Here is a 23328-nt window from a genome sequence, read left to right as displayed (position 1 = left end):
CGTAACCGAGCTGACACCTGAACCGGATGCCCGTCGTCTCACGCGTCCACCTGGGCGGACGAGCACCGGGGGCGGCGTTGACTGCGTACGGCGCCTCACTACACTTGCCGCGTCAAGGGCCGCCCGGTTGCCCGTCCCCGCCGCCCGAGCCGGGCGCTCCGAAGGACGCCTCGTCAGAAAAACCCCGGAGACAACCATGAACAATGCGGTGCGACCTCCCGCTGCCAGGCCATCCGAGCGGGCCGCCGGACCGGGGTTCGCCGACCGCGGTGACGACATCGGGGAGCCCGATTTCCAGGCGATTCAGCAGAGCCCGGAGTTCAAGCTGCTCCGCAGGAGACTGCTCTGGTTCGTCTTCCCCATGAGTGCCTTCTTCTTGTGCTGGTACATGACCTTCGTGCTCTTCTCCGCCTACGACCACGAGTTTATGAGCCGCAAGCTGTTCGGCGCGGTCAACATCGGCACCGTTTTCGGCCTGCTCCAGTTCGTGTCGACGATGCTGATCGTCTTGACGTACCGGCGCTACGCGCGTAAGAAACTCGATCCTCAGGTGGACAGGATCCACGAGCTGGCGGGAGTCGGCAAGAAATGACAGTGCAGATCGCAGCCTCCACGACCGGCAGCCCGATCATCAACCTGAGCGTATTCTTCGTTTTCGTTCTCATTACGCTCTACATCGTCTACAAGGCCACCAACAGGAATTCGACGACATCCGACTACTACGCCGCGGGAAGCGCTTTCACCGGCGTGCAGAACGGTATCGCGCTCTCCGGTGACTTCCTCTCCGCGGCGTCCTTCCTCGGTATTTCCGGGGCGATCGCCGTCCACGGCTACGACGGGTTCCTCTACTCCGTCGGATGGCTTGTCGCCTGGCTGGTCGCCCTGCTGCTCGTCGGGGAGCGGCTGCGCAACACCGGGCGGTTCACGGTCGGCGATGTGATGGCCTACCGCATGAAACAGCGCCCGGTGCGCGCGGCGGCGGCCAACTCCACCCTGGTGATCACGTTCTTCTACATGCTCGCCCAGATGGCCGGCGCCGGTGGTCTGATCGCCCTGCTGCTCAACGTGACCAGCAAGACCGGGCAGGCCCTGGTCATCACGGGCGTCGGCGTGGTCATGGTCTTCTACGTCCTGGTGGGCGGCATGAAGGGCACGACCTGGGTGCAGATCATCAAGGCGGGTCTGCTGCTGCTCTGCGTGACCTTCATGAGCGTGTTCCTCATCGGCAAGTTCGGGTTCAGCTTCTCGGCGATCCTCGATCAGGCCGCGCAGAACAGCCCGCTGGGCGGGGAGCTGCTCAACCCGGGTGGCTGGTACGGCAAGGACTCGATGGACCAGCTCGACTTCGTCTCGCTGTCACTGTCGCTGGTCCTCGGCATCTCCAGCCTGCCGCACGTGCTGATGCGCTTCTACACCGTGCCGGACGCCAAGGAGGCCCGGCGTTCGGTGGTCTGGTGCTCCTGGTCGATGTTCATCTTCTACCTGTCGATCCTGATCGTCGGGTACGGCGCCACCGCTCTGGTCGGTTCGGACCGGATCGTCAACGCGCCGGGCGGGGAGAACTCCGCGGCGCCGCTGCTCGCCTTCGAGATCGGCGGTGCGATGCTCCTGGGTGTCGTCTCCGCGGTGGCCTTCGCCACGATCCTGGCGGTCGTGGCCGGTCTGACCCTGGCCGCGTCGGCCTCGTTCGCCCATGACGTGTACGCCAACGTGATCCGCAACGGAAAGGCCGATCCGCGGTCCGAGATCCGGGTCGCGCGTCTGACGGCGCTCGTGATCGGTGCCCTGGCCATCGTCGGCGGTATCGTCACCAACGGCCAGAACGTGGCCTTCCTGGTGTCACTGGCCCTGGCGCTCGCCGCGTCCGCCAATCTGCCGACGATTCTCTACACACTGTTCTGGAAGCGTTTCAACACCACCGGCACGCTGTGGAGCATCTACGGCGGTCTGGGCTCCGGCCTGGTGCTCATCATCTTCTCGCCGGCGATCTCGGGCAGTCCCACGGCGGTCGTCAAGGGCGTGGACTTCCACTGGTTCCCGCTCACCAACCCCGGTCTGGTGTCGATCCCGCTCTCGTTCCTCTGCGGGTTCCTCGGCACGGTCCTCAGCAAGCGGCCCGCGGACCCCGCGAAGCAGTCGGAGATGGAAGTGCGGTCGCTGACCGGCATCGGTTCGCAGGGGTAGTCGCCCCGGGCCGATATGGCCCAGGGCGCTGGGCCCACATGGTGCGGGGACGTCCGGGCCGGCCCGGACGTCCCCGTCAGATGGGTCAGAGTCAGACCAGGTCGAACCGGTCCAGGTTCGACACCTTCACCCACGCCGCGACGAAGTCCTTGACGAACTTCTCCTTGGCGTCATCGCTCGCGTAGACCTCGGCGAGCGCCCGCAGCTCGGAGTTGGCGCCGAAGACCAGGTCGGCCCGGGTGCCGGTCCACTTGACCTCGCCCGTGTCCCGGTCGCGGCCCTCGAACGCGGTCTGGTCCTCCGAGGTGGCCTTCCACACCGTGCCCATGTCGAGCAGGTTGACGAAGAAGTCGTTGGTCAGCACCCCGGGCGTCTCGGTGAAGACACCGTTCGGCGACTCCTGGTGGTTCGCGCCCAGAACGCGCAGGCCACCGACGAGGACGGTCATCTCCGGGGCGCTCAGGGTCAGCAGGTTGGCCCGGTCGACCAGCAGGAACTCGGCCGGCAGCCGGTTGCCCTTGCCGAGGTAGTTGCGGAACCCGTCGGCGGTCGGCTCGAGCGCGGCGAAGGACTCCGCGTCGGTGTGCTCGTCGGTCGCGTCGACACGGCCCGGGGTGAACGGCACCTCGATGTCGTACCCGGCGTCCTTGGCGGCCTTCTCCACGGCGGCGGCGCCGCCGAGCACGATCAGGTCGGCCAGGGACACCTTCTTGGCGCCGGAGTTGAACTCCTGCTGGATGCCCTCGAGAGTGCGCAGGACCGCGGCGAGCCGGTCGGGGTCGTTGGCCTCCCAGTCGCGCTGCGGCTCGAGGCGGATGCGCGCGCCGTTGGCGCCGCCGCGCTTGTCGCTGCCCCGGAAGGTCGAGGCCGACGCCCACGCGGTGGACACCAGCTGCGACACGCTCAGGCCCGAGTCGAGGAGCTTGGCCTTCAGGGCCGCGATGTCCGCGGCGTCGATGGGCTCGCCCTCGGCCTCCGGCAGCGGGTCCTGCCACAGCAGGGTCTCCTGCGGCACCTCCGGGCCGAGGTACAGCGACTTCGGGCCCATGTCGCGGTGGGTCAGCTTGAACCAGGCGCGGGCGAAGGCGTCCGCGAACTCCTCGGGGTGCTCGTGGAAACGGCGGGAGATCGGCTCGTAGATCGGGTCGAAGCGGAGCGCCAGGTCCGTGGTGAGCATGTTCGGGGCGATCTTCTTCGAGGAGTCGTGGGCGTGCGGCACCGTGCCCTCGCCCGCGCCGTCCTTCGGCCGCCACTGGTGGGCGCCGGCCGGGCTCTTGGTCAGCTCCCACTCGTAGCCGAAGAGGTTGTCGAAGAAGCCGTTGCTCCACTGGGTGGGCGTGCTGGTCCAGGTGACCTCCAGGCCGGAGGTGATGGCGTCGGCGCCCTTGCCGGTGCCGTAGGTGCTCTGCCAGCCCAGGCCCAGCTGCTCCATGGGGGCGGCCTCGGGGTCGGGGCCGACGTGGTCGGCCGGGCCCGCGCCGTGGGTCTTGCCGAAGGTGTGACCGCCCGCGATGAGGGCGACCGTCTCCTCGTCGTTCATCGCCATCCGGCGGAACGTCTCACGGATGTCGCGGGCCGCGGCGATCGGGTCCGGGGTGCCGTTGGGGCCCTCCGGGTTGACGTAGATGAGGCCCATCTGGACCGCGCCGAGGGGGTTCTCCAGCTCACGGTCGCCGGAGTAGCGCTCGTCGCCGAGCCAGGTGGTCTCCGGGCCCCAGTACACGTCCTCCTCGGCCTCCCAGACGTCCTCGCGGCCGCCGGCGAAGCCGAAGGTCGTGAAGCCCATGGACTCCAGGGCGACGTTGCCGGTGAGGATCAGCAGGTCGGCCCAGGAGATGTTCTGGCCGTACTTCTTCTTCACCGGCCACAGCAGACGGCGGGCCTTGTCCAGGCTCGCGTTGTCCGGCCAGCTGTTGAGGGGGGCGAAGCGCTGCTGGCCGGCGCCGGCGCCACCGCGGCCGTCGCTGATCCGGTAGGTGCCCGCGCTGTGCCACGCCATACGGATCATGAACGGGCCGTAGTGGCCGAAGTCGGCCGGCCACCAGTCCTGCGAGGTGGTGAGCACCTCGGCGATGTCCTGCTTCACGGCGGCGAGGTCGAGGTTCTTGAAGGCCTCGGCGTAGTCGAACTCCTCATCGAGGGGGTTCGCCGCGGGTGGGTTCTTGGCCAGGATCTTCAGGTTGAGCCGCTCCGGCCACCACTGACGATTGCCGCCGCCCTGAGTCGGGTGCGGTGCGCGGTGCGCGACCGGGCAGCCCCCTTCCCCGTCGGTCTTGGGGTCTACGACGATTGCCTCATGGTTCTCAGACATGGGAATCCTTCCGAACTGGGCGGATCATGGTGCGCAGGAACTGGTGGCGCTCGAACAGTCGGGGCACAGGCCCCAGTAGATGACCTCGGCCTCGTCGATCGCGAAGCCGTGGTCGTCGGACGCGGTCAGGCAGGGCGCCTCACCCGCCGCGCAGTCGACGTCGGCGACGGCGCGGCACGATCGGCACACGACATGGTGATGGTTGTCGCCGACCCGTCCCTCGAACCGGGCGGGGTCGCCGGCCGGTTCGATGCGGCGTACGAGGCCCGCCGCGGTCAGTGCGTGGAGGCCCTCGTACACGGCCTGGAGGGAGATATGGCCTACGCGGTCGCGCACTCCGGAGGCGATCGCCTCCACGCCGAGATGGTCACCGTCCCGGACGGTCTCGAGCAGCGCGATGCGGGCGGCCGTCACCCGCAGGCCGGCACCGCGCAGCTCCTCGGCAGTGGTCGGAGTCTGGGATGCGGTCATGGCGCCGAACCTACCCTCATGAAGGCGAACGGTACAGAGAAACGACAGATTCAAGTTTGGCGCCACGCGGATATTTTTCGACCGATTATGTACCGTTATGCCGCCTGGGTGGTGGCTCGGACGGGCTCGGACGGGCTCGGACGGGCTCAGAGGCGCTTGGCGCTGCGGAAGAGCCCGGCGTAGAAGCCATTGCCGTCGAGGCGCAGCACACGTCCGCAGGTCACCGGATGCCGCGTTGGTAATCTCGGCCGGGATGTCAGAACAGAAGAAGTGCATACGGACCGCTGCCCCGTTCGCTCGTGCCGAGCGATCCGACGATATCGCCATCATCGGGCTCAGCTGCCGGTTACCGGGGGGCATCACCGACCCCGAGGAGTTGTGGGCCGCGCTCGCCGAGGGGCGCGACCTGGTCGGTGAGGTACCGGCGGACCGGTTCGACACACGCCGCTTCGTGGACCCCGATCCACGGCGTCCCGGCAAGACGTACTCGGCCGCGGGCGGGTTCCTGGAGGACATCACCGGTTTCGACGCCGCGTTCTTCGGGCTGTCGCCCCGGGAGGCGAGCCGGATGGACCCGCAGCAGCGACTGCTGCTGGAGATGGCCCAGGAGGCCCTCGACGACGCCGGTGTCGATCCGGGGACGCTCGCCGGCACGGATTCCGGGGTCTACGTGGGGGTGAGCAACGGCAACTACGGCCAGCTCCAGTCCGCCCACCCGGAGACCATCACGGCGTACACGATCGCGGGCTCGGCGCTGTGCAACACCGCCAACCGGATCTCGCACCTGTTCGATCTGCGGGGCCCGTCCATGGCGGTGGACACCGCCTGTTCCTCGTCCCTGTTCGCCCTGCACCAGGCGTGCGTACAGCTGCGCGCCGGGGACGGCGAGGTGGCGCTCGCCTGCGGGATCAACCTGCTGCTGAACCCGGGCGACTTCGTCGGGTTCTCCAAGGCGTCCATGCAGTCCCGCAGCGGCCGCTGCCGCCCCTTCTCCGCGAACGCCGACGGGTACGTGCGCGCCGAGGGCGGCGCGGTGGTGGTGCTCAAGCGCCTCGCCGACGCCAGGCGGGACGGGGACACCGTGCACGCCGTGGTCCTCGGCACCGGAGTGGGCTCGGACGGGCGCACCCCCGGTCTGTCGCTGCCCAGCGCGGAGGCGCAGGAGCAGCTGATACGTCGGGTGCACCGGCGGGCCGGAGTGCGCCCGGAGGACGTGTCCTATGTGGAAGCCCATGGCACCGGGACGCTGGTGGGCGACCCGTTGGAGTGCCAGGCGCTGGGCAAGGCCCTCGGCATGCACCGCGGTACGCCGCTGCCCGTCGGCTCGGTGAAGTCGAACGTCGGCCACCTGGAGTCCGGGGCGGGCATCGCCGGTCTGCTCAAGGCCGTGCTCATGCTGCGCCACGGGGTGATCCCGGAGTCGCTGCACGCCGAACCGCTCAACCCCGCCATCGACTTCTCCGCATGGGGCCTGGAACCGGTGACCGCGCCACGGCCCCTGGAGGCGGGCGCGCTGGCGGTCAACTCGTTCGGCTTCGGCGGGGCCAACGCGCACGCCGTTCTCGGGCCACCGCCCGCACCTTCCGTGCCCGCGCCCCCGAAGACGGCGTCCTTGCCGGTGCTGGTCTCGGCGGCCACCCCGGAGGCGCTCACCGAGGCCGTCAGCCGGACCGCCGCCCGGCTGCGCGAACCCGGCTCCTTCTACGACCTGGCGTTCACCAGCTGCCTCCGGCGCGGACACCACCGCGAACGGATCGCCGTGCTGGCGGACACCGCCGACCAGGCGGCCACCCTGCTGGAGACGGTCGCCCAGGGCGCCCCCGTGCCCGGGGGCGCGGCCGCGGGGGCGAGTGCGGGCCCGGTGGCGTTCGTGTACTCCGGCAACGGCGCCCAGTGGGCGGGCATGGGCGCGGATCTGCTGGACACCGAACCGGCGTTCCGCGACGCGGTCGCCGAGGTGGACGCGGAGCTGGCCGGGCACCTGGGCTGGTCGGTGCTCGCGGCCCTGCGCTCCGCGGCACCGGAGCTGGAGCGCACCGAGGTCGCCCAACCGCTGCTGTTCGCGGTGCAGGTCGGCCTGACCGCACTGCTGGCGGAGCGCGGCATCCGGCCCGCCGCGGTGGCGGGGCATTCGGTGGGCGAAGTGGCCGCGGCGTACGCCTGCGGGGCGCTGGACCTGGCGACGGCCTGCCGGGTGACCGTCGAACGCAGCCTCGCACAGGTGGCGACGGCGGGTGGCGGGCGGATGGCGGCGGTGGGGCTCCCGGCCGACGGGATCGCCGAGTCGCTCACCGGCAGCGGTCTGGAGCTGGCGGCGGTGAACAGCCCCGACGATGTCACCCTGGCCGGAAACGCCGAGGAGCTGTCCGCGCTGGGCGACGAACTGCGACGCCGCGGCGTCTTCTTCCGGGATCTGGACCTGGACTACGCCTTCCACAGCCGGTCGATGGACCCCATCCGGGACCGGGTGCACACGGCGCTGGCCGGGCTGGTGCCCCACGCCGGATCGGTGCCGTTCGTCTCCACGGTCACCGGTGGCACCCTGCCGGGCACCCAGCTCACCACCGGGTACTGGTGGCGCAACGTCCGGGAACCGGTGCTGTTCGCCTCCGCCGTCAGGGCGCTGGTGGAGGAGCACGGCTGCGGCACGCTCGTGGAGATCGGCCCGCATCCGGTGCTGCGCGGCTATCTGCGCAAGCAGTGCGCCACCGCGGACCGGCCGGTGACCACGGTCGGCACCCTGGTCCGCCGGGCTCCCGGCCCGGACGCGCTGCGGACCACCTGCGCCACGGTGCTGGCGGCCGGGGCCGAGGTCGACTGGGACACCTGGTTCCCGGTGCCCGGCCGGGTGGTGCCGCTGCCCGCCTATCCGTGGCAGCGGGAACACCACTTCAACGGCGCCCCGGACTGGTGGTCCGCGCGGTCGGGTGCCGGTCAGGCGTCGGGGCACGCCCTGCTCGGGGACCGGTTGCCGAGCGTGGAACCCACGTGGCAGACCCCGGTGGAGCCGTCGCGGCTGGGCTGGGTCGGCGACCACCGGGTCAGCGGGGCGGTGGTGATGCCGGGAGCCGCGTATCTGGAGATGGCCCTCACGGCCGGCCGGATCGTACGGGAGGGCGCGGTGGAGATCACCGGCCTGGACATCGGCAAGGCGCTGGTGCTGCCGTGGGACGACCCGGACATGGACGTCACCGTGCAGACCTGGCTCTCCGGTGAGGTGGCCCGGGTGGCCTCCCGCCGGCGCGACGAGGACTGGCAGGAACACGCCCGGGGGCGGGTGCGCCGGCTGCCCGGCGGGCCCCCGGCGCCACTGGACGTGCCGGGCATCCGGAAGGCCGCGACGAGCGAGGTCTCAGGGGACGCGCACTATGCGCGGATGCGGCAGGTGGAGCTGGCGTACGGAGCCGCCTTCCGCGGTGTCCAACGGCTCGCCATCGGCGACGACACCGTGCTCGTCGACTACACCAACCCGGACGGGGCGCAGGGGTTCCACGTCCACCCGGCCCTGGTGGACTGCGCGCTTCAGGCCATCTGGGCGCTGTTCCCGCAGGTCGAGAACGGGCAGGTGCACCAGTTCCTGCCGGCCGGGTTCGAGCGGGTCCGGCTCTGGCGCACCCCCGCCGACCGCGGAGTGGCGCTGGTACGGACCCGCGGCCTGTCGCTGCGGGAGGCGGTGGTGGATATCACCATCGCGGACCCGGACGGCACCGTCGCCATGGAACTGGGCGGTGTCACGGTGCGCAGGAACAAGGGGGCGGCGAGCGGCGTCCACCGCATCGTCACCACGCTCCGGGCCGCCCCGCTGCCCGGGGCCACCGGACCGGCCGGACTGCCGTCCGCCACCGCGCTCGCCGCCGCGCGCACCGCCGAGGTCGAGGCGCTGACCACGGCGTTGCGGCGGCACGACAGCCACTCCTTCGTCCGCCGCGTCAAACACCTGACCGCCCACTTCGTGGTGGCCGCGCTCGCCGAGCTGGAGGCGGCGGGCGCGCGGCCGCGCAACCGGCGGCTGCACCACAGGCTGAGGTCGCTCGCCGAACGGGAGGGTGTCCTCGGCCGGAGCCCGGAACCGCGGCGGCTGGTCTCCGAACTGCTGCGGGACTTCCCCGCCATGGCGCCGGACGTGCTCATGTACGCGCGGTGCGGTCCGCAGCTGGCCGGGGTGCTCACGGGGGACGTGGACCCGATGCGGTTGCTGTTCTCGGACACCGAACGCCTCGCCGAACTGCACTACACGACCTCCGTGGGACACCAGTACCTGAACCGGATCGCCAGGGAGCTGATCACCGGGCTGGTCGAAGCCTGGCCCGCGGACCGGCCGCTGCGCATCCTGGAGGTCGGTGCCGGTACCGGGTCCACCACCGCCTGGCTGCTGCCCCGGTTGCCCGCCGCTCGCACCGCCTACACCTACACGGACGTCTCCAGCGCGTTCTTCCCCCGGGCCCGCAACCGGTTCGCCGAGCACCGTTTCCTCGACTACCGGACACTGGATCTGGACCGGGACCCCGCGGAACAGGGTTTCGCCACGGGATCCTTCGACCTGGTGATCGCCGCCAACGTCCTGCACGCCACCACCGATGTCCGCCGGGCCCTCGGCCATGTCCGCGGACTTCTGGACACCGGTGGCCGGTTGCTCGCCGTGGAGTTCCACGACAACGACCTCTTCGCCCCCTGCTACGGGCTGCTGGCGTCGGCGGACGACTTCACCGACACGGACCTGCGCGAGGACATCCTGCTCGCCCGCGAGCAGTGGCCCGACGTGCTGCGCTCCGCGGGGTTCGACAGCGTGGCCCAGCTCGGGGCGGACCCGACCTGCTCGGTGCTCTTCGCCGACCGGGCCGGACGCGCACCGCTTGCGCCCGCGCCCACGCCCCCGGACACCGCGCCCGGCCACTTCCTCGTGGTCGCCGACGGCATCGGCGCCGACGGCATCGGGGAGCTGCCCGACGCCGTGGCGGCGCGGCTGCGCACGCTGGGCCGCACGGTGACCCGGGTCGATGCCTCCAACGACGCCGCACGCTGGAGCGCCGCCCTCGCCGGCACCGAGGAGAGCACCGGAATCCTGGTGCTGCTCGGCGACGAGACCGCTGACGGCGGACCCGGTGGCGAGGCGGCCGGTGGCGAGGGAGAGGACACCGTCGAGCTGGTGGTCCGGCAGGCGGCCGTCCTCAGGGCGATGGTCACCGCCTGCCAGGCGCTGCCGGACGACCGCGACGTGCACGCCTGGGTCCTGACCGGCGGCGAGCACACCGCCGTCCCCGAACGGCCCGCCCCGGCCGCCGCCTGGGCCCAGGCGCGCACCCTGACCAGTGAGAACCCGCTGCTGAGGGTCCGCAGGATCGCGGTGACCCCCGGTGCCACCGCGGCGGACGTCTGCGCGGAGCTGCTCGCCGGGACCGACGAGGACGAGGTCGTGCTCACCGCGGGCGGGCGCTTCGTGCCACGGGTCGCCGAGCGCCGGACCGCCACCCACCCCGTCCGCCCCTTCGCCTTGGCCGTGCCGGACGGCGGACTGGCCTGGACGGCGGTGGACGTACCCGAACCGGGCCCGGGAGAGGTGGTCATCGAGGTGCGGGCGGCGGCGCTCAACTACGCCGACGTCATGGTCTCCCGGGGGCTGGTGCCGCCCATGGCCGAGACCCCGGACACCGGCGTCCCGTTGCTGGGCAGCGAATGCGCGGGCGTGGTGGTCCGCGTCGGGGCCGGGGTGTCCGACCGGGCCGTCGGCGACCGGGTGATGGTCCCGCACGCCGGAAGCCTCGCCTCCCATCTGCGCTGCCGCGCCCGGCTCACCATCCCGGTCCCCGAGGGCATGTCGTGCACCGAGGCCGCGACCATCCCGACGGTGTTCGCCACGGTGCACTACGGCCTCGACTACCTGGCCCGGCTCCGCCCCGGTGAGACGATCCTGGTCCACGGGGCGGCCGGCGGGGTGGGGCTGGCCGCGCTGCGGTACGCCGAACACGTCGGGGCCACGGTCATCGCCACCGCGGGCAGCCCCGCCAAACGTCAGCTGCTGCGCCTGCTCGGCTACCGCCATGTGCTGGACTCGCGCGGCCTCGGCTTCGCCGACGAGGTCCGCGAGATCACCGCGGGCCGCGGAGTGGACGTGGTGCTCAACTCGGTCGCGGGGGAAGCGCTGGGCCGCGGTATGGAACTGCTGCGCCCGCACGGCCGGTTCGTGGAACTCGGAAAGCGCGATGTGCTCGCCGACAACGCGCTCGCGCTGCGGCCGTTCAGCCGTGACCTCGCCTTCTTCGGGGTCGACCTCACCAGCCTCCTCCAGGGCGACGGCCAGGTGGCCGAGCGGCTGATCGCCGAACTGACCGAACGCGTCGGGGCCGGGGTCTACCGGCCACTGCCCCATATGACCTACCCGGCGGACCAGATCGCCGAGGCCATGGCGCTGCTGCGGGACTCCCGGCACATCGGCAAGATCGTCATCACCTTCGACCCGGCGGAACCCGTCCCGGTACGGATACCGCGGCCGCCCGTCGCCCTGGATCCGGAGGCCACGTATCTCGTCACCGGCGGGCTGGGCGGCTTCGGCGCGGCCACCGCCCTCTGGCTGGCCCGGTGCGGGGCGCGCCATCTGGCCCTGGCCTCCCGCGGTGGCGCCGCCCACCCGGAAGCCGGTGCCGTCATCGAGCGCATCGCGGCGGAAGGGGCGACGGCCACCGCCTACGCCACCGACATCACCGACCCCGCCGCGACCCGGCGGCTGGTGGACGCCATCGAGGCCACCGGGCGTCCGCTGCGGGGGGTCATCAACTCCGCCATGGTGCTCGACGACGTTCTCGACGACGCCGTCGCGGTGGAACTCGACGACGAGCGGACCCGGGCGGTGGTGAGCCCGAAACTGGCCGGGACGGCCCATCTGGACCAGGTCACCCGTGATCTGCCGCTGGACTTCTTCGTCTTCTACAGCTCCATCTCCGCGCTGGCCGGAAACCTGCGGCAGAGCACCTACGCCGCGGGCAACCTGGCGGGCGAGGCGATCATCCGGCAGCGCCGGGCGGCGGGGCTGCCGGGGCTGGCCGTGCAGTGGTGCGCCATCTCCGACACCGGCTATGTCGACCGTGCCGGAATGGCCGAGACCATGCGGCAGGCCGGTTTCGGGGAACTCGACTCGGACGCGGCCACCAGGCTGCTGGGGGAGTTCATCACCGATCCCGACGTGGACGTCATCATGGTGGGGAACACGGACTGGTCGCAGACCGCGAAACTGCTTCCCACCGTCGCCGCGCCGCGCTTCACCGAGGTGCTGCCCGCGCGGGACGCCACCGTCGATGACGCCGAGGGGAACGTGCCGGAGCGGGTGCGCTCGGTGGCCGAGCCGGAGGCTCTGGGCATCGTCACCGATGTGCTGGTCTCGGCACTGGCGACGGTGCTGCAGACCACGCCGGAGCGGATCGACCCCAACACCCGGCTCGACCAGCTCGGGCTGGAATCGCTGATGGCGGCCGAGCTGAGCTCCGTACTGCAACGCAGGCTGGGCTGCGTCGTACCGTCGATGGAACTGGTCACCGCGACCGGCGTCCGGCAGCTCGCCCCGCGCCTGCTCGGACGCATCAGGCGGGGCGCGTGACCCCGCACTCCCCCGGCACGTTCTCCCACTGACGAGTGGGGCCCGGTTCCCGTGATACCGAAACGGCGGGGAGGGGTCCCGGAGCCCCGGCGGCAGGATTGCGGGCCGAGGCCGAAGCGGCGGGAAGAGGGGATGGACCATGCCGGTGACGACGGGGATGGGACGCGTGGCCGGGCTGGCGGTCGGGGTCACGCTGACGGTGGGGGCGGCGCTGGCCGTCGGCGGATGTGCCTCGGACACCGAGGACTCCGACGACTCGGCCCGGCGGCCTTCGGCGAGCGCGTCGAAGGCCGCCGGGCCCAGCCGGGCGCTGGTGACCTGGGCCGGCCGGATGTGTGCGGCCACCAAGCTCTACGAGACGGTGAAGGCGGACAGCGCGGACGAGATCGAGGAGATCACCGATCCGCCCGAGGACGCGCTGATCGGGCCCGAGTTCACCGCCATGGGCTACCTGTCGAGCACCTCCTCGTCGCTCGACGAGGTCGCGGAGAAGCTCGGCGGCGTGCCGTCGTCGGGCATCGCCGCCGCGGACCGGCTGCACGACAGCCTGGCCGAGCAGGTCGCGACCATCCACCCGAAGGTCACCGCGCTCACCGACAACAGCGGCTTCACCAGCCCCGCGGAGGACTCGGTCGACCGGGCCGAACGTGTCGGCAAGCTGATCAAGTCCCTGAAGACGCCCGAGCCGGGGCTGAAGACCGTGGTCGCCAAGGAGCCGAAACTCCTCGCCGCCTACCGCGCCGCGCCCCCGTGCGCCCCGTCCGAACCGCTGCCCAAGGCCGCGGACGGCACGGACACCGGCGCCTGCGCGGACGGGAGTTGCGAGATCCTGGTGACGAAGCGGGTGGATTTCCCGCTCCGCGCGTGGCGGGTGCGCGTATCGCTCACGGAGACCAAGGCCAAGGTGAGCAACGGCGGACCCGAGGGCGGCGCGGGACAGCTCACGCTGACGTCCGGCGGAACCGGATCGTTCGGCGATGCCAACGGCGACCAGGCCACCGTCCGCGCCGTCGCCGTCACCGGGGATGGCGCGGTACTGCGCTTCAGCACCAAGTGAGCGCGGGGAGGGGAAAGGTGAGCACAGCGGGGGCGCCGGACCGGGCTCCGTCCGGGCAGCGGCTACGCGAGGTGGTGCGCGCGGTCATCGCCGAGGTGGCACCCGAGGAGCTGCCCGTCGTGGCGGGGCTCAGCCGGTTCGACGACGATACGGTGGTGGCGCGGCTGACCAGCCGCCGCAGGGGCCGGGAACCCCTGGGGTTCGGGCTGGAGGAGATGGTCTGCCTGGCCACTCCGGTGGTGTGGGTGGCGCTGGACGAGAGTGTGCGCAAGGTCGTCGGCCGCACGGTCGACGGCGTTCCCGCCAGGGTGGGCAGACGGCTCGGCAGGGTGTTCCGCCGGCCGGCCGACCCGCTGGTGGTGTCCGCGCTGACCCCCGAGCAGGTCGCCGAGGTGCGGCGGCGGATCCTGGAGCTGTCGGCGCGCAGCGGGCTGGAACCCGAACGCGCCGAGGTGCTCGCCGACCGCGTGGCGGCTCGTCTTCTCCTGCCCGTCCAGGCCGACGGAACCGACGGGGCCGGCCGGACCGACGACGGGGCCGAGGGCGGCGAGGACGACACCGACGAGCAGGGCACCCGGGCGTAGCCGTGTCCGCGCCGGCCGCACGCGTCGACGAACGCGTCCTCAGTGCGGGGACCACACCCCGTTTCGTGCTGCTGATGGTGCTGGTCCTGGTGGCGAGCCTGTCGGCGCTCGACGATGTCAACTACGTCCTGTCCTACGCGTTCAGGCCCGAGGGGAACGCCCTCGGCGGCCTCGGGTGCTTCTTCGCCGCGGGCGTCGACCCCATCGGTGACCGCCAGGCGAACCAACTGGCGTTGAAGCGCCCAGGGGTCCCGGAAGCGCTGGACGCGTGCATGGACCGCTTCGAGCACCGCTTGCCCGGGTGGCCGGTGCTGCTGGAACTGGCCCTGCTGATCGCCGCCGTAGGGGTCCTGCACTGGGCGCTGCCGCGCTGGAAAGGCCGGCGTGGCAAGGTCGTACCGCTCGACCAGCGGGTCGATCCGACCGGCGAGGTGCGTCACCTCGTCGACGAACTGGTCGCCACCGCCGGCCTGGCCCGCTCCCCGCGGGTCGTCATCGACCCGGCCGCGCACACGCCCAGCGCGGTCGTGTTCGGGCGGTGGCCCCACTACACGATCTGTCTGCACGGTGGGCTGCTCGCACGCCGGCCGGCCGACCCCGCCGGTTTCCGCGGGGTGGTGCTGCACGAGCTCGCCCATATCCGCAACCGCGATGTCGACATCACCTACGGCACCGTGGCCCTGTGGCGGGTGTTCCTCGCCGTGCCGCTGCCGGCCAACCTGCTGATCGCCGCCGCCTACTTCCGGCGGGACTTCCTGCGGGAATCGTCCACGGCCTTCGCGGCGTCCAGCCGCCCGAGCACCGTCTACGAACTGCTCCAGGCCGGTTTCCTGATCGCGCTGGTGTACCTGGCGCGCGCCGACGTGCTGCGCACCAGGGAGTTCTACGCCGATATCGACGCCGCGAAGTGGGGGGCCGACCCACGGGTGTGGAGCCACCGCGCCGGGGCGCCGCCGGACGCCGGCCGGGGCAGGCACGCGCTGGGGGCGTTCGCCGGTCTGTGGCGCACCCATCCGGACTGGACGCGGCGGCACCAGGCGGTGGCCGACCCCGTGCGCCTGTTCGACGTCCCACGCCTGCCCATGTTCCTGACCGGTGCGGCGGCGATCATCGTCTCCGGCTGGGCGGGCACCTCGGCCACCCTGGGCCAGGGCGATCTGCCCGGATGGGCGGAGTGGGGCTGCGCGTTGCTCGGGGCGGGGCTGGCGGCCGTGGTCGTGGGCACCATCCTGTGGCGGGCCGCCGTCCACGCGGTGCTCTCCGGCCGGCGCGGCCCGTCCGGGATACGGGCCGGTGTGTGGTTCGGGGCGGGCCTGGTGACCGGTGAGGTGGTGCTCGGCCGCGCCGCCGACCGCTGGCTCCCCGCGCGACCGTGGTTCCTGCTGATACTGCTCCTCATCGGCGTCGTGATCTGCTGGTGGACGGCTCAGCACGCCGAACTGTGGGCCCGGACCTGGCGTGGCCGGACACTGGGCCCCGTTGTGCTGCTGGGCCTGGTGGCCACGGGGCTCGTGTTCGGGCTGTGGTTCTCGTGGTGGCAGTCGGACGGATACACATGGGTGCAGGGCCGCTCGATCGTCAACCGCGAGGGCCTGCTCACGGTGTACGCCACGTGGTACCCCGGACTGGCCGAGGCCGACTCCGGCGCCCTGCGCACGGTGCTGGCGGTGAGCTGGGTGGTCGGCCGGCTGGGCACCGACCAGTTCGTGATCTCCTCGGAGCAGCTCCTGATGTGGGTGGCGGGGGTGCTGTGGCTGCTGCCGCTGCTGACGTGCCTGTGGCACCGGACCTCGGCGGCACCCCGCTGGGCACGGGGGGATGGTGTGCGGCCGGGCCGGGGGCTGCCGGTGCGCCGGATCGTGCGCTGCGGCGTCGGCGGTGGGGTGCTGGCCCTGTGCGCGCTGATCGTGGCCAAGGTGTGCGTGCACCACGTGGTGCGGCCGGGCCCTGGCCGGCCGGCCGTCGCCACCCTCTCCGACTCCGTGGCGGTGCTGGTGGCGCTGATGGGGGCGATGGTCGTCGCGGCGTGGGTGGCCGGCGCCGGGGACCGTACCTACCGGCTGCTGACCGGGCTGGTCACGGCGGGCGTCACCGCCCTGCTGGGGCTTTTGTGGAGCTTCCTGCTGGCCTCCGCGGACGGCTGTCTGGGACGGCTCGACATCGCCTACGACACCTGCGGATGGCGCCCCCACGAGGGCTGGACGAGCACCGTGGACCCCGGGCTCGGCGTTCTGGGACTGGGGATGTTCACCGTCGCGGCGGCCATGCTGGTCCTCGCGGGCCTCCCCCGCCGGCGCCCCGCGCCGCCGGCGGAGGTGCCGGACACCGCGGCCGGACGCCGTCGCCTCCTGGTGGCCGCCGTCTGGGGCGTGGCGCTCGCCTTCGCCTCGACCAGTGAACTCGCCCTGACCGAGGTCTCCTCGGTGACACCCGACGGCACCACGCCGTCCCAGGTGCGGGTCCCCGCCGCCACCTCACCGGCGATCCACACGGCGCGTGTGCTCGCGTGGCTGAGGTACGGCGGCGGCGAACACCTGAACGGCATCGGCAACGACGAGAACACCTTCACCACCGCCGCGACGCGAGCCTCCGACTACGCGGCGGTCGTCGCCCGGGTACGCCCGATCTGCCAGGACATCGAGCGCCGCGTCGCGGACGCCCGCCACTACTTCCCCGTGCCCGATGAGAAGGGCCATCGGTACTGGACGACGTTCCTGGACCAGTCCGAGCGGGCCGCCCGCACCTGCCAAAAGGCCATCGACGCGGAGGATTTCGCGATGTACCGGAGGTCGGGAGAGGAGATGCAGCGGACGTACTTCTCCCACCGGGCGTTCTACGGCTGGCTCCAGAGCCATCGACGGTGAGCGGGGGCCGCCGCGCGGCCCGAGCGGCCCCCGCCCCGTCTTCAGCGCTCCGCCACGGCCTCAGCCCTGGGCGGCGGCCACGGTGAACGCGCTTCGCACGGTCTGCGTCACGGCGTTGCCGTCCGTGTCGGTGGCCGTGACGCGCAGGGACGCGTCCCGGCCCGCCGCCGAGTCCGGGGTGGTCCAGTCGGCGCGGAATGTGCCCTTGCCCAGCGAGGTGGTGGACGCCGTCGTCCAGCGCTCGCCGCCGTCGAAGGACACCTCGACGGTCGCCTCGGTGACGGCGGGCGGTGCCACCACGCCCGGCACATGTCCGAAGGTGACCACGAGGTGGTCGTCGCCGGTCGGGCCGGTGCCGTCCAGCGTGGCGCCGAGCTGGTAGTGCGGGACGACGACCGGCAGCGCCGAGCACTGCTCGGGCCCGTCGTACTCGCCCTGGTCGGATACGCAGGCCCAGTCGTCCGGCACGGTCCGGCCGCCCGAGTGCGCCGAGGCGAAGGTCCATTCGGTGTGCGTGGTCAGCGACTGGTGGAAGTCGCTGTTGGTCCTGGTCTGGTCGTACACCACCGTGTACGTGGCCTTCTTTGGCGGCGCGCCCAGCACGACGCCGGAGATGCCGTCGCTCTCGTACAGGGTCGTGTCACCGGAGACCACCGCGAGGTGGCTGGAGCTGATGTCGGACGGGAACGCGAGGTCGTGGTGGCCGCCCGAGTCCGTGACCGTGGCCAGGGAGAAGGTGAGCGCGTCGCCCTTGCGGCAGGCCGTGCAGTACCACGTCTCGTCCAGGGCGGCGGCGCCCGGCGCGGGCTCGGTGAATCCGGGGACCAGCGGGCCGCGCAGCCAGTCGACCGTGGTGGTCCGGCCCGGCCGAAGGGGCTGCTTCTGGGAGACGAAGCGCCGTTCCCCGGCCTTGAGCCAGTCGTGGTAGGAGGCGCCGGCGGAGCCGCCGATGTACTCGACCCGCTGCGCGGGTGTCTTGAACGGCTGGGACAGCGCCTCCCCGCCCGTCTCGTACGGCAGGTACATCAGACGCGCGATCTCCTGGGCGCGGCCCGGCGTGTCGCTGTGGTAGTTGGTCCTCACCGTGGCCAGTTGGCGTCCGGTGACCTTGTAGTGCTGGTTCTTCGCGATCCGGCCGGCCGGGTTGTCCAGCTTGAGGTCGTAGGAGTAGGGCTCGGCCGCTTCGGCGGGCGCGTCGCGGTGGGTGTAGACGTTGAAGCGCAGGTCGCCCGTGGTGACGGGCCGGCTGGAGGGCTGCACATAGGTGGGCAGGCCGCCGGTGACGCCGGTGGTGCTGTAGAGCGCCGGGTCGCCCTGTGAGTCGACGCGCCGGTAGCCGAGGATGAGCTGGCTCTCCTGAGCCGTCCGCGGGGTCGAGAAGGTGATCCGCTGGGTGGCTTTGCGCAGGTCGAGCACGGCCTCGGTGCCGGTGGCGCCGTCGGAGACGGTGAACTCGGCGGTGGCGATGCGGATGGCGTCCGGGGTGCCGTCACTGCCGGGGGTCGCGGCGGCGACCATGGCGGTGTAGTGGCCTGCGGGGACGTCGATCCGCTTCTCACCGTCGACGGCCTGGAGGTACGGCTCCTGGTAGAGGGCGGCGTCGTCGACGTTGGCCAGTCCGAACGTGGTGGTGCCCGCGCGGGGTTCGCCGTCCGGGCCGAGCACGGTGACCTTCACCGGGTGGTCCGCCCGGTGGTTGGCCGACGGACGCGGGGCGGTCCGTTCACCGGCCGTGGCGATGGCCGGTGTCACGGAGGTGACGCCGCCGAACAGCGGGCCGTCGCCGGCGGAACCCTCGGCCGCCTCGGCGCCGGCCTGCTTCGCCAGCGCCGCGCCGAAGGCGGCACCCGAGGGCGGGGCCGTGGCGCCCGCGGTGGCCTCGACCCGCACCGGTGTGGTGGTGACTCCGGCCTTGACCAGGGCGGACACATTGAACAGCGCGGGGTCCAGGGTGCGGCCCAGATACGGCAGCGCGGTCATCGGAATGACGAAGACATCGTTGTCGACGCGCTGGGTGACATAGTCCGCCGTGGCGCCCGGCCGCGCCGTCACCACGACGCCCCCGTCCGCGCGGAGCGTGACCCGCTCACCGGTGACCAGGGTGACGGTGTGGGCCGCCGTGTCGGGGGCGGCCGGCACCGCGGACGCGGTCGCGGCGACGTCCCGCGCCGGGGCGGGGGCGGCCAGGGCGCCGGGGGCGGGGCCGGCCGTCAACGCGAGGGCGGCCAGGGCGCAGCCGGCCGTGAGGGCGCGGGGGCCGCGCGGGACGGCTCGTGGCGCGGGGGTCTCTCTGATCCGTCGGTGCCGCATGAGGCTGGTCCTTCCTTGACGTGCGATCAAGGGGCATGTGCACGTCCCACAGGTTTGCCCGCGGAGGCGATCACTGCCAGGTACAGACCAAAGCTGGCCGAAAAGCGTCGTTCCGAGGCGTTAACCGAGCGTTCGCCGTGATGTCCGGGGGCCGGGCCGCGTCCGGTGCGGAGCGGCCACGGTGAATTAGGGCGTCCTCCCTACGGAATTCACGCATCCGCCAAGGGCGTCGGACAGGATCCTGCCCCTTTCCCAGCCAGGAGGAGCCGGTGACCGCCGACAGATCCCATACGGAGGAGCCACGCTTGGAGATCCGCGGCCCTTCGCGACGTCTTGCCCTGCGGGGCCGCGCCCTCCGTGCGCTCGTGACCGCGCTCGCCTTCCCCGTGGCCGGACTGCTCGCGCTCACCGCCGGAGGGCATCTCCTGCTCCCCTTCGAAGGGGTCACCACGCTCGAGGGCAAGATCGCCTCCAAGGCGGAGTTCTTCGAGGACGAGGAGGTCCAGCGCATCCTGGTGAAACACGGCATCAGGGTGCACATCACCCGGATGGGTTCCCGGGACATCGCCACCACCAGCTTCGACGGCTACGACTTCGCCTTCCCGTCCGGCCAGCCCGCGGCGGAGATGATCAAAAATGACCGCAGGGACGGATACGCGAAGGCGCGCTCGCCCTTCGTCAGTCCCATCGTGCTGGCCACCTACCGCGAATACGCCGAAACCCTGCGGGACAACGGTCTGGCCACGCCACGGCAGGGCACCGGCGGGCAGCGGAACAACCCGCTCTACTACACCCTCGACATGGGGAAGTTCATCGACGTGAGCGCGCGCGGAAAGACCTGGGACGAGATCGGCATCGGAAGGAGACACCGGACGACGAACGGCAACCGGATCCTGGCCCAGACGTCGAACATCTGCGAGGCCAACCACGCCGGAACGTATCTGGGGCTGGTCGCCTTCGTGGAGAACGGAAACGCCGTCCCGACGAACGACGCGGCGGCGGACCGCGTGGCCGGGCTGATCAAGCCGACTCTGGTCTCCCAGGGGCTGCCCTCGGAGGAGATGTTCAAGACCTACGAAGTGCCCGAGGGAAAGGGCGTCGCCCCGATCGTGGTGGTCTACGAGCACCAGTACTTCGCCTACCAGATACGGCAACGGCAGCAGACCGGAAAGCCCGACGCGGAGCGGGTCCTGCTCTATCCGTCGACGCAGTTCCTGACCGAGCCCGAATACATCGCGCTCACCCCCGAGGGCGACCGGCTCGGGGAACTGCTCGCCACCGATGAACAGCTCCAGCGCCGGGCGATGGAACTGGGCTTCCGCGTCCTGGACTCCAGCTCCAAGGCGACCAGCACCGCGCTGTACCGGTTCCTGGCGGACCAGGGCATCCCGGCCCCCGCCTCGGCGGCCAACGACACCAAGGCGACGCTGCCGAGCCTGCCGCTGCTGGAACGGATGATCACGTCCGTCGGCGACTGCCCGCCGCCGAAGAAGAGCTCCGAGGCGTCCTCATGAGGCGGCGTCCGCACCGCCGGGTGGTTCTCGCGCTCTGTCTGGCCCTGCTCGGCACGGCCACCGCCACCGCCTGCGGCTCCGGTGACGACAAGCCCACCACGCTGCGGGTGCTGGCGAGTTCGGAGCTGAGGGACATGGCGCCGCTCCTGGACGACCTGCGCCGGGACACCGGGGTGGAGTTGGACATGGAGTACCGGGCCACCGTGGACGCCGGGGACGGGCTGACCCCCGGTGCGTACCACCACGATCTCGCCTGGCTCGCCTCCGACCGCTACTTCCAGCTCAGGCTCAAGGAGTCCCACGGCGCGGCCGACAAGCCGCTCGCCACCACCACCATGCTCTCCCCGGTGGTCGTCGGCGTGAAGCCGGACACCGCCAGGGCCCTGCGCGCGCGGGCCAAGGGCGGTCAGGTGTCCTGGGCGGACATCGCCGACGCCGCCGCCGCGGGCTCGGTGCGCTTCGGCATGGCCGACCCCGAGCGCACCAACAGCGGCCTCTCCGCGCTCGTCGGCGTCGCGACCGCCGCGGCCGGGACCGGCAGCGCGCTGCGCGCCGAGGACATCTCCTGTGACCGGCTGCGTGGCTTCCGTACCGGCCAGAAGGTCACCGCGGAGAGCAGCGCGGAGCTGCGCGAGGAGTTCATCGCCCACCAGGACGAGCTGGACGCCCTGATCACCTACGAATCGGAGCTGCTGTCGCTCAACGCCGGCGGCAGGCTCCACGAGAAGCTGGAGATCATCTACCCGAAGGACGGCATGGTGCTGTCCGACTACCCGCTGCTCCTGCTCGACCCGGCCAAGCGCGACGCGTACGACAAGGTGGTGGCCTGGCTGAAGAGCGCGTCCACCCAGCAGAAAATCATGGAACGCACACTGCGCCGGCCGCTCGGCCCTCAGGTGCGCAGGGACCCCCGGCTGCGGGCGGACATCGGCAACGCGCTGTACTTCCCGGACCAGCGGGCGGTCGTGGACCAGCTGGTCGAGGACTACGGCGACCCCCGGTCGCCCACCCCGAACCATGTGATCTTCCTCCTCGACTTCTCCACCTCGATGCGGGGCGCCCGGGTGGCCGCGCTGCGCTCGGCGTTCGCCGGGCTCAGCGGCGCCGACACCTCCGCCACGGGGAAGTTCGTGCGGTTCTACCAGGGCGAGCGGATCACCGTCATGCGCTTCGGCGGCCGCGTCCTCGCCGAGCGCGACGTCACCGTCGGCGGGCGGCGGGACCTGCGGTCGGTGGACTCCTTCGTCGCGGCGGACGACTTCGACGACTCCACCGCCATCTGGTCCGCGCTCGACCACGCCTACCGGAAGGCGTCCGGCATCGTCCGCGACCACCCCGGGCAGCCCGTCTCGATCGTCCTCATGACGGACGGTGAGAACACCTCCGGCATCACCTTCGAGGAGTTCCGGCGACGGTACGCGGCACGGGCGGAGACGGTCCGTTCCATCCCCACCTTCCCGCTCCGCCTCGGCGCGGCGGACACCGCGGAGCTGACCCGGGCGGCGCGTACGACCGGCGGGCGCGTGGTGGACGCGGGCGCCCGTTCCCTCCCCGACGCCTTCAAGGAGATCCGTGGCTGTTGACAGCGGAATGTGGTGGAGCGTCTGGTGGCCCTGGACGCTGGTGTGGGCGGCGACCGCCGTCAGCCTGATCGTCGCCGCGGTCCTGCTGGTGGTCCGCGCGCACCGGTACCGCAGACGCCTCAGACAGAGCTCGGAGAAGCCGACGGAGGGGATCTGCCTCTACCTCCACGACCGGGCCATCATGAACCTGTATGAGATGGGCCGTTACGAGAAGGCGCTGGAGCGGGAGGTCGAGCACCGGATCACCGGCAGCACGGACGGATCGCTGCGGGCCCGGATCTTCGGTGTGGGCGTCAGCGGCGGCCGGAACGTCAGCCGCCAGGAGATCAGCACGTACATCGAGAGCGCCAAGCCCATCACGGTGATCGGCCTCATCGTGGACACCCTGGAGCGGACCGACGCCATCGTCCACGGTGACCTCAGGACCCGCACCATCACCTGGAACCACGCCCTGGCCCGCTCCCTGGACACGGACGGCCGCCCCGGCCGGGGGGCCGGGGCGGCCGTCCGGCTGCGCGACATCGAGGACTTCGTCTCCCTGCGGGGCCGGTTCCGCAAGGCCGGGCAGACCGACGCGCGCACCGTCTTCCTCGCCCCGTACGGCGACCCGGAGGATCCGGCCCAAGGGCCACAGGTCCGCGTGGTCTGTGCCACCGACGGGCTGCGCAACGACGACAGCCACGAAGGCACGTTCCCGGCACGCTGTCTGGGCAAGGTGCGGGACTGGAACCCGCGGACCGGGGAACTGACCGTCGAGGCCATCGCGATCTTCAGCTAAGGGCTATGACCCACTATCAGGGGTACTGGAAGGGATTTTCCGGTGTAACTGCGATACGCGCAAACAGCTGTTTACGGGAGGAAT

12 protein-coding genes are annotated in these 23328 nt (G+C 71.7%); 9 read left to right on the top strand and 3 right to left on the bottom strand.

Annotated features, from left to right (window positions below):
* Window positions 1-196: 196 nt before the first annotated feature.
* Complete coding sequence (locus tag N6H00_RS34210; RefSeq protein WP_268975710.1) at window positions 197-592, top strand: DUF485 domain-containing protein; 396 nt, start codon at window positions 197-199, stop codon at window positions 590-592.
* Window positions 589-2184 carry a solute symporter family protein gene (locus N6H00_RS34205; RefSeq protein WP_268975709.1) on the top strand — a complete coding sequence of 532 codons (1596 nt, stop codon included), beginning with the start codon at window positions 589-591 and terminating at the stop codon, window positions 2182-2184. The genes N6H00_RS34210 and N6H00_RS34205 overlap by 4 nt, the downstream gene beginning before the upstream one ends.
* A 91-nt stretch (window positions 2185-2275) precedes the next feature.
* On the opposite strand, the gene katG is transcribed toward N6H00_RS34205, so the two are convergent.
* Entirely contained in the window at window positions 2276-4495 is a 2220-nt protein-coding gene (katG, locus tag N6H00_RS34200) for a catalase/peroxidase HPI (RefSeq protein WP_268975708.1), read from the bottom strand.
* 24 nt (window positions 4496-4519) lie between these two features.
* The gene (locus tag N6H00_RS34195) at window positions 4520-4966 is read right to left on the bottom strand and encodes a Fur family transcriptional regulator (protein WP_268975707.1); all 447 of its coding nucleotides are present in this window, start codon (window positions 4964-4966) and stop codon (window positions 4520-4522) included.
* Between the two features lie 253 nt (window positions 4967-5219).
* Here N6H00_RS34195 and N6H00_RS34190 point away from each other — a divergent pair, with 253 nt between their 5' ends.
* The 4 genes from N6H00_RS34190 to N6H00_RS34175 all read left to right on the top strand — a co-directional run bounded on the left by N6H00_RS34190 (window position 5220) and on the right by N6H00_RS34175 (window position 17059).
* Window positions 5220-12554, top strand: coding sequence for a type I polyketide synthase (locus tag N6H00_RS34190; protein ID WP_268975706.1), 7335 nt, complete (start codon window positions 5220-5222; stop codon window positions 12552-12554).
* Between the two features lie 139 nt (window positions 12555-12693).
* Entirely contained in the window at window positions 12694-13611 is a 918-nt protein-coding gene (locus N6H00_RS34185; RefSeq protein WP_268975705.1) for a hypothetical protein, read from the top strand.
* A 17-nt stretch (window positions 13612-13628) separates the two neighbouring features.
* On the top strand, window positions 13629-14195 hold the full coding sequence (locus N6H00_RS34180; RefSeq protein WP_268975704.1) for a hypothetical protein: 567 nt from the start codon (window positions 13629-13631) through the stop codon (window positions 14193-14195).
* A 2-nt stretch (window positions 14196-14197) separates the two neighbouring features.
* Entirely contained in the window at window positions 14198-17059 is a 2862-nt protein-coding gene (locus N6H00_RS34175; protein WP_268975703.1) for a M48 family metallopeptidase, read from the top strand.
* Window positions 17060-17119: 60 nt separating this feature from the next.
* On the opposite strand, the gene N6H00_RS34170 is transcribed toward N6H00_RS34175, so the two are convergent.
* A complete protein-coding gene (locus tag N6H00_RS34170; RefSeq protein WP_268975702.1) occupies window positions 17120-19369 on the bottom strand; it encodes a hypothetical protein in 2250 nt (749 codons plus the stop codon).
* A gap of 269 nt (window positions 19370-19638) precedes the next feature.
* Between N6H00_RS34170 and N6H00_RS34165 the strand changes: the two genes are divergently transcribed.
* The 3 genes from N6H00_RS34165 to N6H00_RS34155 are packed head-to-tail and all read left to right on the top strand — an operon-like array spanning window position 19639 to window position 23244.
* Window positions 19639-20883 (top strand): hypothetical protein, encoded by a 1245-nt coding sequence (locus N6H00_RS34165; protein WP_268975701.1) that lies wholly within the window; start codon window positions 19639-19641, stop codon window positions 20881-20883.
* Complete coding sequence (locus tag N6H00_RS34160) at window positions 20880-22466, top strand: substrate-binding and vWA domain-containing protein (RefSeq protein WP_268975700.1); 1587 nt, start codon at window positions 20880-20882, stop codon at window positions 22464-22466. Before N6H00_RS34165 ends, N6H00_RS34160 begins: the two co-directional genes overlap by 4 nt.
* Window positions 22456-23244, top strand: coding sequence for a hypothetical protein (locus N6H00_RS34155; protein WP_268975699.1), 789 nt, complete (start codon window positions 22456-22458; stop codon window positions 23242-23244). The genes N6H00_RS34160 and N6H00_RS34155 overlap by 11 nt, the downstream gene beginning before the upstream one ends.
* Window positions 23245-23328: the final 84 nt, after the last annotated feature.

Source organism: Streptomyces sp. S465, assembly GCF_026898115.1.
Taxonomy (GTDB): Bacteria; Actinomycetota; Actinomycetes; order Streptomycetales; family Streptomycetaceae; genus Streptomyces; species Streptomyces luomodiensis.
This window is presented reverse-complemented; position numbering and strand designations above follow the sequence as displayed.